The following is a 14,930-nucleotide window of genomic DNA, read 5'->3' as shown; positions in this document are numbered from 1 at the left end:
AGGAAGTCATGTCTACAATTTTATCAATCCAAAATATTCATAAAACCTTCGAAGCTGGAACAGTTAATGAGAACCATGTCCTTCGTGGGTTGAACTTAGATGTAAAAGAAGGTGATTTTATCTCTATCATCGGTGGTAATGGTGCTGGTAAATCAACTTTCATGAACTCACTTGCAGGTGCCTTGACGGTTGATTCGGGCGATATTTTGCTTGAAGGTAAATCCATTAAGTATGTCTCAGCTGCCAAACGCTCTAAGGACATCAGCCGTGTTTTCCAAGATCCTAAGATGGGAACAGCTTCTCGCTTGACCATTGAAGAAAATATGGCTATTGCCTATCGTCGTGGATTGTCACGTGGTCTTGGCTGGGGGGTCAAAGATAGTGAACGTGCTATTTTTAAGGAAGCCTTGAAAGAGCTCGGTCTGGGACTAGAAAACCGTATGAAGGTGGACACGCAATTTCTTTCAGGTGGTCAACGTCAGGCTCTGACCTTGATGATGGCTTCGCTGGTTAAACCAAAAGTTCTGCTCCTGGACGAACACACTGCGGCCCTTGATCCAAAAACCAGCGATATGGTTATGGAATTGACCAAGAAAATCGTGGAAAGTCATCAGTTGACAGCTCTGATGATTACGCATAATATGGAAAACGCCATTGAATATGGTAATCGTTTGGTCATGTTGCACCGTGGTCAGATTGTTGTCGATGTAGAAGGAGAAGAGAAGAAGAACTTGACTGTTCAAAACTTGATGGACCTTTTCTACAAAAACAGCGGTGAAAAGCTAACTGACGATGAGATGATTTTATAAAAAAATAAGACTACTGATTTCATGCAAGTCAGTAGTCTTTTTTCTTATATCGTCATTTATACTCTTCGAAAATCAAAATCAGACGTTGTTGACTTAATTTGATGAACTTCAGTTCTATCTGCATCTGCGTCGCCTAGTCTGTTTTTGATTTTCATTGAGTATTAGTTGACTTTTATTACTTCGACGTAAAAGTCAACTAAATGACTATACTTGTAGAAATTCTAGCATTTCTTCCATTGGAATTTGATGGATGGCAGCCTGTCCCAATTGAGGAACGATGACAAGTTTGATGGTCTTGCCACGTGTTTTTTTATCGTGAGTTAGGGAGGCGTATAATTCATCTACATTCCAAGGCTGGTGTGTAGTCGGCAAGCCGAATTTTTCACACATGGCGATAATCTTTGCTGTCATACCAGCTGGCATCAGTCCTTTTTTCTCAGCTGCGCGTGAGATTTGTACCATACCGATGGCAACAGCTTCACCGTGCATGACCTGGCCGTAGCCAGCGGTCGCTTCAATAGCATGTCCAATCGTGTGACCGAAGTTGAGATAGAGTCTGACACCGTTGTCTAATTCATCTTCGACAACAACCTTGCGTTTGACTTCACAGGAGTGGTAGATAATATAGTCAGCATGCTCCAGAATGCTCTCGACAGAGCCGTCTAATTGGTCTAGGGTTTCCCAGAGCTCCACATCATCTATTAAGCCATATTTGACAACCTCGCCCATTCCTTCAATCAATTCTCGTTTGCCGAGTGTTTTTAGGGTATCAGGGTCAATGAGAACGCCGTCTGGCTGGCAGAAGGTCCCCACCATATTTTTGGCAAATGGGGTGTTCACGCCAGTTTTTCCCCCGATAGAAGAATCGACTTGGGCAGTTAGGCTGGTTGGAATTTGTAGGAAATGGATACCACGCATATAGGTAGAAGCGACAAAACCTGCCAAATCGCCAACGACTCCCCCGCCGAGAGCAATGATTCCATCACTTCGTGTCATACCATTTTTTACGAGAAATTCGTAGGCCTGGTTGACAGTATCAAGATTTTTTGAGGCTTCACCTTCTGGAAATTCAAAAACAATGGTTTCAAAACCAGCTTGTTCTAAGCTTGACTGAACTGTTTCGCGGTAGAGTGAGCCAACGTGGTCATCTGTAATAATGGCGATTTTCTGAGGTTTCCAAAGTTCTTTGACCCATGCACCTGTCTGTGCTAAACTTCCTCTTTGGATAAGGATGTCGTAGGGAGTGTTGGGAAGATTGACGGTCAGTTTCATCAGATTTCCTCTCTATTTGATGTCATATTTCTGGACTAATTGGTCCCAAATCAAGTCAGTCGGCATTTCCTGTCCAGTCCAGGATTGGAAGGCTTCAGCTGCTTGGAAAAGGAGCATGCCCAAACCGTTGATAGTTGGATTGCCTTGTGATTGGGCTAGTTTTAATAAAGGTGTTTCGAATGGTTGATAAATCACATCCGCAACCAAAAGATTTTCGGGAAAGCGAATGGTAGAAGGAACAGGTTGAGAATACCCATCCATGCCTACACTGGTTCCGTTGACTAGTAAGTCGGAGTTGGTGATATGTTCCTGTAGTAATTGGCTATCATCAAGCGCTAGGATCTGCATGGGAACTCCAGTTGCTCGAGCAATAGGTGTAAGACTCGCCTGTGTTCTTTCCAAGCTTTGTTGACGGCAGAAAATGGTAATTTCCTTTGCACCATCCAATGTAGCCTGAGCTATGATAGCAGTAGAAGCACCACCACCACCTAGGATGGTTAGTCGCTTGTTGCGTACTTGGAATCCTCTTAGTTTTTCTAAACTTTTGAAGAATCCAATGCCATCGGTATTATGACCGATTAGTAAGCCATCCTGATGAATGACGGTATTGACAGCGCCAATCAAGCGAGCAGAGTCAGTCAGGCTATCGAGATAAGGGATGACAGCCTGCTTATAGGGCATGGACAGGTTGATACCAAACATATCATATCGTTTGATATTTTCAAGCGTTACAGCCAAATCTTCCTCGGGAATTTCCCAAGCGACATAGACACCATTTACACCTGTTTCCTTAAAAGCCAGATTATGAATGAAGGGGGAAATGGAGTGTTTGATTGGCTTTGCAACAACGGCAGCAAGACGAGTGTAACCATCAATGTTCATAGCTTACCTCCAAATTATTTATCGTATAAAAAATTAAGGAAAGAATTAGACGGTTTGATGAATTTCACGAATCAGAGCTTCCGTTTTTTCCCAGCCTAAGCAAGGATCGGTAATGGATTTGCCGAATACCTCAGGGCTATCTTGACGGCCGTCTTCCAAGTAGGATTCAATCATGAAACCACGAACGTACTTGCGAATAGCTTCATTCCAATCACGGTTGATGAGGGTTTGACGGACGATACGGATTTGCTCCAGGTAATTTTTTCCAGAATTATCATGGTTGGTATCAATTACGATAAATGGATTTTTAAGACCAAATTGTTCATACTGTTTGATGGTTTTCAAGAGAATATCATAGTAGTAGTTTGGCTCATAACCGCCCTTTTCAGTATTGGCACCACGAAGGATAGCATGAGCTAGAGGGTTGCCATCTGTATCAACTTCTGCATCACGGTAAATAAAGTTCTGTTTGTTTTGTGCGGCGTAGATACCATTGAACATAACGGTCAAATTACCGGAAGTTGGGTTTTTCATACCAGTTGGCATGTCGACACCTGATGCAACAAATCTATGTTCTTGGTCTTCAACCGAACGTGCTCCGATAGCATGGTAGGACACCAAGTCTTCCACAAGAGGGTAGTTGGCAGAGTAGAGCATTTCATCAGCAGTTGTGAGTCCAGTCTCAGTAATGACACGGTAATGCAAATTACGAACGGCTGCAATTCCGTTAATGAGGTCTGGTAATTTAGAAGTATCTGGCTGATGAACCAGTCCTTTATAGCCTTCCCCATTGGTACGTGGCTTAGCTGTGTAAACCCGCATGACCATGAAGATTTTATCTTTGACTTCCTCTTGAAGCTTAGAGAGACGACGTGCATATTCTAGGACGGCCTCTTCATTATCTGATGAGCAAGGACCGATAACCAAGAGCAGACGGTCATCTTCGCCTCGGATAATTCTTTTCAGTTCTTCATCGCGCTGATTTTTTGCAGCTAGAAATTCTCCTTCTAACTTGGAAAGTTCCTTTACTTTATCGATGTCTAAACTGGTGCTACGTTTGTGAATTCCCATAGTATCTTCCTATCTGTTGTAAATTTCTCGGATGAGTTCTTGTGTTTTTTCCCAGCCTAAGCAAGGGTCTGTGATGGATTTTCCATAGACATCTGGATTGTCTTGGCGACCGTCTTCAATGTAGGATTCAATCATGAATCCGCGAACGTAGTTACGAATGGATTCGTTCCAGTCACGGTTGATTAAGGTTTGACGGACGATACGGATTTGTTCCAAATAATTTTTCCCAGAATTGTCATGGTTGGTATCGATGATGATGAATGGATTTTTCAAACCAAATTGGTCATAGAGCTCAATGGTTTCCAAGAGATTGTCGTAGTAATAGTTTGGTAGGTATTTACCATTTTCATTGACTGCGCCACGAAGAATAACGTGAGCAAGTGGATTGCCAGATGTTTCAACTTCAGTATTGTTGAAGAGGAAGGATTGTTTCTTCTGAGCAGCAAAAAGACCGTTGAACATGACTTTGAGGTTACCAGACGTTGGATTTTTCAAGCCTGTTGGAACATCGATGCCTGACGCTACAAAGCGGTGCTGCTGATTTTCAACCGAACGAGCTCCGATAGCGATGTAGGAAACCAAGTCATCAACCAAAGGCAGGTTTTCAGGGTAGAGCATCTCGTCAGCAGTAGTTAAACCTGTTTCCGTAATGACACGATAGTGGAGGTTACGAACTGCTTTGATTCCGTTGATGAGGCTTGGTGCAGCATCTGTATCTGGTTGGTGCATGAGTCCTTTATAACCATCACCATTGGTACGTGGCTTGGCAGTATAGACGCGCATGACCATGAAAATTTTATCTTTGACCTCTTCTTGGAGTTTGGCCAAGCGGTGAGCATAATCTAAGACAGCCTCTTCATTGTCAGAAGAACATGGTCCAATTACTAGGAGAAGACGATTATCTTCACCTTTTAAGATGGCTTCAAGTTCACGGTCACGAGCTTGTTTTTTAGCAAGTGTTTCTGGAGAAAGTTTTGAATGTTCTCGTACTTGATTGATGTCAATTTTTTCGCTGATTGGTGTAAACAATAGATCTCCCTCTTTCATTTATAGGTTCCTCAATTATACCATTATTTTTAAGAATTTAAAATCAATATCCATGATTTTATGTAGAATTTACAGTAAATTCTGAATATTTTATATATAAGGAAATTTAAGAAATTTTACTTACAATAGGTTAACGATTTTTGCCTCATACAGTTTGGATAAAAATGTAATGGAGAGAAACGGAGAAGATATAAATTTATCAAAAAATTTTGTTTATGTCCTTGAAAAATCTTCCCAAAAGGAACGATAGTCCTTGAGTGTGGGAAGATGCTTGAAGATAATGGCTATGAGATAAAAATCTTATTCATTTATTGAAAAGACAAGAACCATAATTTGGATAAAGGTGAAGCCGAGGATAAAGGGGAGAGAATCCCACGAAATAACTGCAAGCATTTCATCAATAACGACAGTTGGCCTGGTAAAGATGTCCCATGAATTCAGTCTTGCATATCGTCCGATATGAATGGCAAAGCTGGATAGTAGGGAAAGACCACTAATCATAAACAGTTTTAGCCAGTAGGATTTGATAGAAAAAGCAGAGAAAATAAGTCGTACACTTTCAACGCCAGCCATGACCCCAAAGAAAATACTTGGAACATAAAGCATAAATAGAATCATGCTTTCTCGTTGCCATAGTACTGTGTTGGCAAAGTGCATATGGACGATGTCTGTCACCATGTAAAAAGTATTGGGGTAGAAAAAGAGCCAGAGGAGACCTGCTATCACTTTGAGGATATGGGACTTTGTATGATTGGTAAGGATTGCAAAATCAAGTGCTACCAATGCCAAGAACATATTCCATGTCAAGTCAGGTGCTGTGACACCGTACCGTTTTAGTCCGACTGCTATGATGAGGAAAAAGAGATGAGTAAGAATATTTTTCTTTGTAAACATAGATGACCTCTTTCTGTTTGAGTTGTATCATAGTATAGCATAGATAGAGGAAGACTTGTAGTTAGAACCATTTTGTGATTTAGCTGAAAATATGATAAAATAGGATGTTGTCAATAACAGGGTTTCATTTGCTCTGAATTTGAAAGGAAAAAAACATGACAAAAACACCGTTTTACATTACCACACCGATTTATTATCCGTCTGGAAAACTTCACATCGGTTCAGCCTACACGACCATTGCCTGCGATGTATTGGCTCGTTACAAACGCCTGATGGGCCACGAGGTTTTTTATCTGACAGGGCTTGATGAGCACGGCCAGAAGATTGAAGAGAAGGCAAAAGAAGCTGGTTTGACTCCGCAAGCCTACGTTGACGGTATGGCGGTTGGTGTCAAGGAGCTCTGGAACTTGCTGGACATCTCTTACGACAAATTTATCCGCACGACCGATGATTACCACGAGGAAGTGGTGGCGGCTGTTTTTGAAAAATTGCTAGCGCAGGACGACATTTACTTGGGAGAGTATTCTGGTTGGTACTCCGTATCGGACGAGGAATTTTTCACCGAGAGCCAATTAGAAGAGGTCTTCCGAGATGAAAACGGCAAAGTAACAGGTGGTATCGCTCCGAGCGGCCACGAAGTAGCCTGGGTTTCAGAAGAATCCTACTTCCTTCGCCTCAGCAAGTATCAGGATAAGTTGGTCGAGTTTTTCAATGCTCATCCAGACTTTATCCAGCCAGACGGCCGCCTCAATGAAATTATGAAAAACTTCATCGAGCCAGGCTTGGAAGATTTGGCAGTGTCACGTACTTCATTTACATGGGGCGTGCCCGTACCGTCCAATCCAAAGCACGTTGTCTATGTCTGGATTGATGCCCTACTCAACTACGCAACTGCCTTGGGTTATGGTCAGGAAGAAACAGTTAATTACGACAAGTTCTGGAATGGAACAGTTTACCACATGGTTGGCAAGGACATTCTTCGTTTCCACTCCATTTACTGGCCAATCATGCTCATGATGTTGGATATGAAGTTGCCAGACCGCTTGGTTGCTCATGGCTGGTTTGTCATGAAAGATGGCAAGATGTCCAAGTCTAAGGGCAATGTGGTCTATCCAGAAATGTTGGTTGAGCGTTTCGGCTTGGATCCACTCCGTTATTACCTCATGCGTAGTCTGCCAGTCGGCTCTGATGGCACCTTTACACCAGAAGATTATGTTGGTCGTATCAACTACGAACTAGCCAACGACCTTGGAAACCTGCTCAACCGTACCGTTGCCATGATTAACAAGTATTTCGGTGGTCAGGTACCTACTTTTGTTGCCAATGTGACTGACTTCGATGCGGACTTGGCGGCAGTTGTAGCTGACAACTTGGCAAGCTACCACAAGTATATGGAAGCTGTTGACTACCCACGCGCCTTGGAAGCTGTTTGGAATATCATCTCCCGTACCAACAAGTACATCGATGAAACTGCACCTTGGGTCTTGGCTAAGGACGAAGCGGACCGTGACAAGTTGGCAGCAGTCATGGCTCACTTAACAGCAGGTCTTCGTGTGGTGGCTCACCTCATTCAGCCATTCATGATGACCACTTCAAATGCCATTATGGAACAGCTTGGTTTGGGAACAGCATTTGACCTTGAAAATCTTGACTTTGCAGGTCTTCCAGCAGGTTTGACAGTGGTCGCAAAAGGAACGCCTATCTTCCCACGTTTGGATATGGAAGAGGAAATCGCCTATATCCAAGCCCAAATGGGTGGCAGCTCTGCTATTTCCCAAGAGGAAGAAAAAGAGTGGAACCCAGCTGACGTGGAACTCAAAAACGAAAAAGCTGCGATCAAGTTCGAGGACTTTGACAAGGTGGAAATCCGTGTGGCCGAAGTCAAAGAAGTAGCCAAAGTAAAGGGTTCTGACAAGTTGCTCAAGTTCCGTCTGGACGCTGGTGATGGACAAGACCGCCAAATCCTGTCTGGTATCGCCAAGTATTATCCAAATGAGCAAGAGTTGGTTGGCAAGAAAGTTCAAATCGTTGCCAACCTTAAGCCACGTAAGATGATGGGCTTGCTCAGTCAGGGCATGATCCTATCAGCCGAACATGGTGACAATTTAACACTCTTAACAGTCGATCCATCTGTGCCAAACGGCAGTCAGATTGGGTAAAAAATTTCAAACACTCAGTTAAACTGGGTGTTTTTTTACGAACTAATATAGAAAGGAGGTAATATGTTAGTAGCACTTGATGAAGATGGGCAAGTTTTTAATGTCTTGGAAAATCCTGCGCCGCAAGGCAGTTTTTCCTGTCCAGGTTGTGGAGGACTTGTCCGATACAAATCAGGAAAAGTTCTGCGTTCGCACTTTGCCCATGTAACCCTGCGGGACTGCCACTATTTTTCCGAGAATGAGTCCGCTCAGCACCTGTCCCTCAAGTCTTGTCTGTACAGGTGGTTAGTCAATGCCGAACAAGTTGAACTTGAAAAATGCTTGACTAGTATAGGACAGGTCGCTGATTTATTTGTCAATAATAGTCTAGCTTTGGAAGTTCAATGTTCCGGTCTGCCCATTTCTCGTTTGCAGCTGAGGACGCAAGCCTATAGTGAGGCTGGTTATCAGGTTCTTTGGTTGCTTGGCAAGGATTTGTGGCTCAAGGAACGACTGACCAATTTGCACAAGCAATTTCTCTCTTTTAGTATGAATATGGGGTTTCACCTCTGGGAATTGGATGATGAGAAGAAGGAATTGCGTCTTCGTTACCTTATTCACGAAGACTTACGAGGTAAGGTCCACTGTCTGACAAAGGTTTTTCCATTTGGCGAGGGAAATTTATTGGACATCTTGCGTCTGCCATTTGCCAAGCAAGCTTTATCGCATCTTACTTGCCCGTTAGATAGGGATTTGCCTCGCTACATTGCTCAACAGCTTTATTACAAATCCCCCAATTGGTTGGCCCTGCAGGCAGAGTCTTATAGCCGAGGGGAGAATTTGCTGACAAAGACGGCAGAAGAATGGTACCCCCACATCCGTCTGCCCCGCTCTGCCATTGGCTTTGCCCAAATACAAAAAGATTTAACCCTAGTTTATCAGGATTTTGACCAGTATTACGGCAATATTGAAGACAAGCAGAAACAGGTTCTATATCCACCTATAATTTATAGAAAACCAATGTAAGTAGAGATAGCTGATGGAGGTGTATATATTACTTTTGAAAATATGCTCAATATTTTATGTTAGTCATACTACTGTCGGTGAAGGTTGTAGACTTTGTTAGCCTAGTGACGACTTGCGATAGCGAATGGCAAAAACTGTTTTCCAGTTGAAATAAGTAACCTATAAGCCCTCACTTTCCGTTGGAAAGAGGGGATTTTTTATGTTAGAATAAAGAATACGGAGGATTAATTATGTCTAAACAACGTTACGAAATTGAAGAAAAATACCAGTGGGATTTAACCACTATTTTCCCAACCGATGAAGCCTGGGAAGCAGAACTTGCAGATTTACAAGCTGAAACTGAAAAAACAAAAGAATTTGCAGGTCATTTACTGGACTCAGCTAAAAGTCTCTTAGAAATTAGCGAAACGCAACTTAGTCTTATGCGTCGCATTGAAAAACTCTATGTCTATGCGTCTATGAAGAACGACCAAGATACTCGCGAAGGAAAATATCAGGAATTTCAAGCTAAGGCCATGGGCTTGTATGCTGTCTTTTCACAGGCTTTTGCCTTCTATGAGCCTGAATTTATGGGCATTACTGAAGAGAAATTGGAAGCCTTTAAAGTAGAAGAGCCGGCTCTTGTTCAGTACAGCCATCAATTTGAAAAACTTTTAGCAGCTAAGGACCATGTCTTGTCACAAGAGGTGGAAGAAGTATTGGCGGCGACCAGCGAAATTTTCGAATCACCAGCTGAAACCTTCTCAGTCTTGGACAATGCCAGCCTGCGTTTCCCAGAAATCACAGATGAAGACGGTCACTTGGTGCCACTTTCACACGGAAACTACATCCACTTTATGGAGTCTAAAAACCGTGATGTCCGCCAAGAAGCCTATGAAGCTATGTACGGTACTTATGAGCAGTTCCAGCATACATACGCTAAGACCCTTCAGTCTAATGTCAAGGTCAATAACTTGAAAGCTCGTTTGCGGAAGTACGATTCAGCCCGTCACGCATCACTTGCAGCTAATTTCATTCCAGAATCTGTTTACGATACATTAGTGGCGGCAGTCAACAAGCACCTTCCGCTCTTGCATCGTTACATCAATTTGCGTAAGAAGCTCCTGGGGATTGATGACTTGAAGATGTACGATATGTACACACCATTGTCAGATTTCAGCACCAAGATTTCTTATGAAGATGCTCTTAAAAAATGTCAAGAAACCTTGGAAATCTTCGGCGAGGATTATTCGGCTATTGTGAAGGAAGCCTTCGAAAACCGCTGGATTGATGTCCATGTTAATGAAGGAAAACGCTCAGGAGCATACTCAGGAGGTGCCTACGACACCAACGCCTTCATGCTTCTCAACTGGCAGGATAACTTGGATAACATGTACACCCTTATCCATGAAACAGGACATTCTCTTCATTCCATGTTGACTCGTAAGACTCAACCCTATGTCTATGGCCATTATTCACTTTTCTTGGCTGAAATTGCTTCAACTACCAACGAAAACCTTCTGACTGAAAAACTCTTGGCAGAAGTAGAAGATGACAAGGAACGCTTTGCTATTCTAAATCATTACCTAGATGGTTTCCGTGGTACAGTCTTCCGCCAGACCCAATTTGCCGAGTTTGAACAAGCTATCTATAAGGCAGACCAGGAAGGTCAGGTCTTGACGGCTGATTTCCTCAATGAATTGTACGGTCAGACAAACGAGAAATATTACGGACTTTCTGCCGAAGAAAATCCAGAAATCCAGTTTGAGTGGGCTCGTATTCCACACTTCTATTACAATTTCTATGTCTATCAGTATGCGACAGGTTTCGCAGCAGCATCAGCTCTAGCAAACAAGATTGTCAATGGTAGTCCAGAAGACAAAGAAAACTATCTCAACTACTTGAAGGCTGGTAGCTCAGATTATTCCCTCAATGTCATTGCCAAAGCAGGTGTAGACATGACCAAGGAAGATTACCTCAATGATGCCTTCAAGGTATTTGAAGCCCGTTTGGAAGAATTAGAAGCTCTCGTTGAGAAAGGTGTGCACCTCTAATATGATTTCCTATAAACGTTCGATTGTCATTCCCAGTGTGATTAGCCTTGTTTTAATCTTGCTGGGTCTTGGTGGTTTGACCAAGCAAGAGCCATCTATGGGAAGTGTTGTCTATTTGATATTTTTACAAGCTTTGCTAGTTTATTTATATATATTGAGAAAGCAAAAGGCAGTTTTTATATTGACAAAACAGTACCTAGAATTTCAAGAACACTTTTGGAGTGAACGTCAACGCCATTCGTTAGAAGAGATTGCAGAGATTCGATACATGGTTTCTCCTGTCTATCGTGGCTATCAGTCGAAACGTTTGCGAATTGTAGGAAATAAGGGGGGACTACTTGCAGTCGTCAGCTTGAATAGGCTTGATGGTGCAGATTTTAATGATATTTACCATTTTGTAGAGCAAGTAGCACCGCATATAAGATGGGATTTTTCAAATTAATAAAGAGAGGGGACTATGTTAACAGAAGAACAACTACAAGATATTTTTGAATTAGCAGATTTAATGTCAAATGGTGATAGGGAACTATTTCTCCAACTTAGAGAAGTAGTCTTCGCCAGTGATCCACACGAGATTCTCAATTTTATGGAACGTATTTTAGATTCAGAGTCATTCGATGATTTCTTGGATCGTGTTGGAGAGTCTGAAAAGGAAAATCTTTGGTTAATCTTGATAAAATTACTAGAGCATTTGAACTATATTTGTGTGCGTGATTATAAGGACAATCTTGAAGATTTTATCTACTTTTTTGATTGCCTTCAGCAGGTCCGCAATGCGGGAATTTCTCTTAAATTGGATTCAGGTGGATTAAGTCCAATTGCATCTATTTCAGAATGGGCAAGAGTCATTGATAACAAATATCTTGATGAAAACTTTTGTCTAGGGGCAGTAGATATGGACACGGATAGTTACTATCTCTTTTTCAGTAAGCAGGCGACTTTTATTCGACTTCAAGAACTAGCTGGAAATTTAGGGTATCGAATTGATTACGCCAAAAATATGTAGAGAAAAGGTGGGGAAACCTACCTTTTAGTGTATTGAGGAAGAAAATCTTGTCGGCTTATGATATAATGGATTCTATGGTTGAATCATATAGTAAAAACGCAAATCACAATATGCGCCGTCCGGTTGTCAAGGAAGAAATTGTGGATTTTATGCGAACACGTCAGGCGCAAAATACAGGGTTTTTGAAAGAACTGGAAGAGTTTGCTCATCAAGAAAACATTCCAGTTATCCCTCATGAAACGGTAGCTTATTTCCGCTTGCTGATGCAGACACTCCAACCTAAACGTATTTTAGAAGTTGGAACTGCTATTGGCTTCTCTGCGTTACTGATGGCTGACAATAGCCCGCACTCGAAGATTACGACGATTGATCGAAATGAAGAAATGATTGGATTTGCTAAGGAAAACTTTGCCAAGTATGATTATCGCCAGCAGATTGAATTGCTGGAAGGAGAAGCTATGGATATTCTTCCTACTTTACCAGATAACACATATGATTTTATTTTCATGGATTCTGCTAAATCAAAATATATTGTATTTTTACCAGAAGTCTTGAAAAAGGTCAAAGTAGGTGGTTTAATCATTTTGGATGACATCTTCCAAGGAGGAGATGTTGCCAAGGACATCAAGGATATCAGAAGAGGGCAGCGAACGATTTATAAGGGATTGCAACGTTTATTCGATGCGACTTTGGATAATCCAGATGTGACTGCTAGTCTTGTTTCCATGAGTGACGGTCTCCTTATGTTGAGGAAAAATGTAGAGAATGTTGACTTAAAACATATAGAAATTTAAGAAGTTTTTAAGCTTTTGTGTTATAATAAAGGGGTTAATGAAAAAAGGAGAGAGTCTTTAATGAAACAAACTAAAAAAATTCTCGCAGGTGCAGTAACACTCTTTGCTGCAGTAACACTCGCTGCTTGTTCCAATGCAGCTGATAAAGATATCATTACGATGAAAGGTAACACGATTACTGTGTCTGAGTTTTATGAGAAAGTAAAAACAAACTCACAAGCTCAACAAGTTTTGCTGTCAATGGTTATCAGTAATGTATTTGAAAATCAGTATGGTGACAAAGTCTCTGCAGAAGAAGTAAATAAGGAATATGATAAGAAGGCAGAACAACTTGGTGCTTCTTTTAACGCGGCACTTTCTTCGGCAGGATTGACAGAAGAATCCTATAAGGAACAAATTCGTACCAATAAATTGGTTGAGTATGCTGTAAAACAAGCTGCTGAGAAAGAATTGACAGATGAAAACTACAAGGCAGCTTATGACGCCTATACACCTGAAGTAACAGCACGTGTCATCAAGTTGGCAGACGAAGCTAAAGCAAAAGAAGTTTTAGCTGCTGCACAAGCTGAAGGTGCAGATTTTGCTCAATTGGCGAAAGACAATTCCACGGATACTACTACAAAAGACAATGGAGGCGAAGTTAAATTCGATTCAACTTCAACAACTGTTCCAGCAGAGGTACAGAAAGCGGTATTTGCCTTGGATGCAGGTCAAGTCGGAGCGTCGGTGATTTCTTCGGTAGATATGAAGACGTATACAACGAGTTATTACGTTGTAAAATTGGATGCTAAATCAGAAAAATCTGCTAAATGGGAAGATTATAAAGATAAGCTGAAAGAAATTATTTTGGCACAAAAGCAAAGAGATTCATCATTTGTTGCTACTGTGCTGAAAGAAGCACTCCAAAAAGCAAACGTTAAGGTTAAAGACAGTGCTTTCCAAAATCTTCTTTCACAGTATGTGACAACAGAAGAAAGCAGTTCTTCCTCAACGAAGAGCAGCTCTTCGTCGACTGAAAGTTCTTCTTCTACAACAGAATCTTCTAGTTCATCAGGTCAGTAATTGACGATTTACTTATTAAGAATTGGTACTTGACACCTTAGTTCAGAAAATTGGCGGTTGTTGCGAGCCATCTAAGCCAAGTATTTTGCTACTTAATATTACAATTGAATAGTAGAGCCTGTATTCACAGTTTGTGGCTTATATATAAAAGTTTTTTGCTTGTGGATACAGTTTCTTAAATGAGAATGACAAGTCATTGAATGAAGGTGGTACCGCGGTTTTTCGCCCTTCGTTTGATTTCTTGTTATTTTTTTGGGGGAGGTTATCATGAAGCAATTTCAAGTGAAACAGCGCTTTACCTTTGGTGGTGAAAAATTTGATATTCGTGATAGTTTTGGGAATCTTGCTTATCAAGTGGAGGGATCTTTTCTCGAAATTCCAAAACGATTTATCGTAACCAATTCCAGAGGTGGGGAAGTTTGTCAGATTACTAAGAAGTTTTTGACCTTCCTGCCCCAGTTTACCATTGATATGGTAGAGGGACATTCTTTCTACTTGCAAAAGGAATTTACTTTTTTCAAGGATCGCTATACTGTGGAAAATCTAGGTTTAATCCTAGACGGAAATATCTGGGATTTGGATTTTCGCTTGAAAAGGCCAGATGGTATGCTCGTAGCTGAAATCTCCAAAGAACTCTTTCATTTAACTTCTCATTACTCCGTTACTGTATTGGAGGACTCCTGTGCAGATTTGGTCATTTCCTTAGTGGTCGCAATTGACTACATCGAAATGATGGAAGATGCATCGACTTAATCGTGAAATAATCATTCAGTTTAACTGGTCCGTTAAATTGAACCCGCCTAACTATCACTTATGAAAGGAAAGGGTATCGAGTTTATTCTGAAATGAACTCGGGCTACGGACTTTCCCCTCAATTATTACTATATGAAAGGAAA

14 protein-coding genes are annotated in these 14,930 nt (G+C 41.5%); 9 read left to right on the top strand and 5 right to left on the bottom strand.

Annotation, left to right across the window (positions count from 1 at the left end; all coding sequences use genetic code 11):
• The first annotated feature begins 8 nt into the window (after window positions 1-8).
• Window positions 9-809 carry an ABC transporter ATP-binding protein gene (locus YYK_RS05415; protein WP_012027210.1) on the top strand — a complete coding sequence of 267 codons (801 nt, stop codon included), beginning with the start codon at window positions 9-11 and terminating at the stop codon, window positions 807-809.
• Window positions 810-1,013: 204 nt separating this feature from the next.
• On the opposite strand, the gene aroB is transcribed toward YYK_RS05415, so the two are convergent.
• The 5 genes from aroB to YYK_RS05390 form a co-directional block, all read right to left on the bottom strand.
• Window positions 1,014-2,081 carry a 3-dehydroquinate synthase gene (aroB, locus tag YYK_RS05410; RefSeq protein WP_012027209.1) on the bottom strand — a complete coding sequence of 356 codons (1,068 nt, stop codon included), beginning with the start codon at window positions 2,079-2,081 and terminating at the stop codon, window positions 1,014-1,016.
• Window positions 2,082-2,093: 12 nt separating this feature from the next.
• On the bottom strand, window positions 2,094-2,963 hold the full coding sequence (locus YYK_RS05405) for a shikimate dehydrogenase (RefSeq protein WP_012027208.1): 870 nt from the start codon (window positions 2,961-2,963) through the stop codon (window positions 2,094-2,096).
• Between the two features lie 45 nt (window positions 2,964-3,008).
• On the bottom strand, window positions 3,009-4,034 hold the full coding sequence (locus YYK_RS05400; protein WP_012027207.1) for a 3-deoxy-7-phosphoheptulonate synthase: 1,026 nt from the start codon (window positions 4,032-4,034) through the stop codon (window positions 3,009-3,011).
• Window positions 4,035-4,043: 9 nt separating this feature from the next.
• The gene (locus YYK_RS05395) at window positions 4,044-5,081 is read right to left on the bottom strand and encodes a 3-deoxy-7-phosphoheptulonate synthase (protein WP_012027206.1); all 1,038 of its coding nucleotides are present in this window, start codon (window positions 5,079-5,081) and stop codon (window positions 4,044-4,046) included.
• 300 nt (window positions 5,082-5,381) lie between these two features.
• Entirely contained in the window at window positions 5,382-5,975 is a 594-nt protein-coding gene (locus YYK_RS05390) for a DUF1361 domain-containing protein (protein ID WP_012027204.1), read from the bottom strand.
• A 155-nt stretch (window positions 5,976-6,130) separates the two neighbouring features.
• Between YYK_RS05390 and metG the strand changes: the two genes are divergently transcribed.
• From metG to YYK_RS05350, 8 genes are all read left to right on the top strand, one after another.
• Window positions 6,131-8,134, top strand: a complete 2,004-nt coding sequence (gene metG, locus YYK_RS05385; protein WP_012775442.1) for a methionine--tRNA ligase — start codon at window positions 6,131-6,133, stop codon at window positions 8,132-8,134.
• 63 nt (window positions 8,135-8,197) lie between these two features.
• Window positions 8,198-9,139, top strand: coding sequence for a competence protein CoiA (locus tag YYK_RS05380; protein WP_012027201.1), 942 nt, complete (start codon window positions 8,198-8,200; stop codon window positions 9,137-9,139).
• A 230-nt stretch (window positions 9,140-9,369) separates the two neighbouring features.
• Window positions 9,370-11,172 carry an oligoendopeptidase F gene (gene pepF, locus YYK_RS05375; protein WP_012027200.1) on the top strand — a complete coding sequence of 601 codons (1,803 nt, stop codon included), beginning with the start codon at window positions 9,370-9,372 and terminating at the stop codon, window positions 11,170-11,172.
• A 1-nt stretch (window position 11,173) separates the two neighbouring features.
• Window positions 11,174-11,614, top strand: a complete 441-nt coding sequence (locus tag YYK_RS05370) for a hypothetical protein (RefSeq protein ID WP_012775191.1) — start codon at window positions 11,174-11,176, stop codon at window positions 11,612-11,614.
• A gap of 15 nt (window positions 11,615-11,629) precedes the next feature.
• Window positions 11,630-12,178, top strand: coding sequence for a DUF6630 family protein (locus YYK_RS05365; protein ID WP_002938103.1), 549 nt, complete (start codon window positions 11,630-11,632; stop codon window positions 12,176-12,178).
• A gap of 74 nt (window positions 12,179-12,252) precedes the next feature.
• A complete protein-coding gene (locus YYK_RS05360; RefSeq protein ID WP_009910106.1) occupies window positions 12,253-12,972 on the top strand; it encodes an O-methyltransferase in 720 nt (239 codons plus the stop codon).
• Between the two features lie 60 nt (window positions 12,973-13,032).
• Complete coding sequence (prsA, locus tag YYK_RS05355; protein WP_002938100.1) at window positions 13,033-14,034, top strand: peptidylprolyl isomerase PrsA; 1,002 nt, start codon at window positions 13,033-13,035, stop codon at window positions 14,032-14,034.
• Between the two features lie 267 nt (window positions 14,035-14,301).
• Window positions 14,302-14,787: an LURP-one-related/scramblase family protein gene (locus YYK_RS05350; protein WP_012775190.1), complete on the top strand. Its 486-nt coding sequence runs from the start codon at window positions 14,302-14,304 to the stop codon at window positions 14,785-14,787.
• Window positions 14,788-14,930: the final 143 nt, after the last annotated feature.

This window comes from Streptococcus suis S735, from assembly GCF_000294495.1.
GTDB lineage: Bacteria > Bacillota > Bacilli > Lactobacillales > Streptococcaceae > Streptococcus > Streptococcus suis.
The sequence above is the reverse complement of the archived record's forward strand: the minus strand, read 5'-3'. Positions and strand labels throughout refer to the sequence as shown.

Coding starts and splice junctions, on each gene's coding strand:
- YYK_RS05390 (WP_012027204.1), bottom strand. CDS start 5,975: ATGTTTACAAAGAAAAATATTCTTACTCATCTCTTTTTCCTCATCATA.
- YYK_RS05400 (WP_012027207.1), bottom strand. CDS start 4,034: ATGGGAATTCACAAACGTAGCACCAGTTTAGACATCGATAAAGTAAAG.
- YYK_RS05405 (WP_012027208.1), bottom strand. CDS start 2,963: ATGAACATTGATGGTTACACTCGTCTTGCTGCCGTTGTTGCAAAGCCA.
- aroB (WP_012027209.1), bottom strand. CDS start 2,081: ATGAAACTGACCGTCAATCTTCCCAACACTCCCTACGACATCCTTATC.
- YYK_RS05415 (WP_012027210.1), top strand. CDS start 9: ATGTCTACAATTTTATCAATCCAAAATATTCATAAAACCTTCGAAGCT.
- pepF (WP_012027200.1), top strand. CDS start 9,370: ATGTCTAAACAACGTTACGAAATTGAAGAAAAATACCAGTGGGATTTA.
- YYK_RS05360 (WP_009910106.1), top strand. CDS start 12,253: ATGGTTGAATCATATAGTAAAAACGCAAATCACAATATGCGCCGTCCG.
- YYK_RS05380 (WP_012027201.1), top strand. CDS start 8,198: ATGTTAGTAGCACTTGATGAAGATGGGCAAGTTTTTAATGTCTTGGAA.
- YYK_RS05365 (WP_002938103.1), top strand. CDS start 11,630: ATGTTAACAGAAGAACAACTACAAGATATTTTTGAATTAGCAGATTTA.
- metG (WP_012775442.1), top strand. CDS start 6,131: ATGACAAAAACACCGTTTTACATTACCACACCGATTTATTATCCGTCT.
- prsA (WP_002938100.1), top strand. CDS start 13,033: ATGAAACAAACTAAAAAAATTCTCGCAGGTGCAGTAACACTCTTTGCT.
- YYK_RS05395 (WP_012027206.1), bottom strand. CDS start 5,081: ATGAAAGAGGGAGATCTATTGTTTACACCAATCAGCGAAAAAATTGAC.
- YYK_RS05370 (WP_012775191.1), top strand. CDS start 11,174: ATGATTTCCTATAAACGTTCGATTGTCATTCCCAGTGTGATTAGCCTT.
- YYK_RS05350 (WP_012775190.1), top strand. CDS start 14,302: ATGAAGCAATTTCAAGTGAAACAGCGCTTTACCTTTGGTGGTGAAAAA.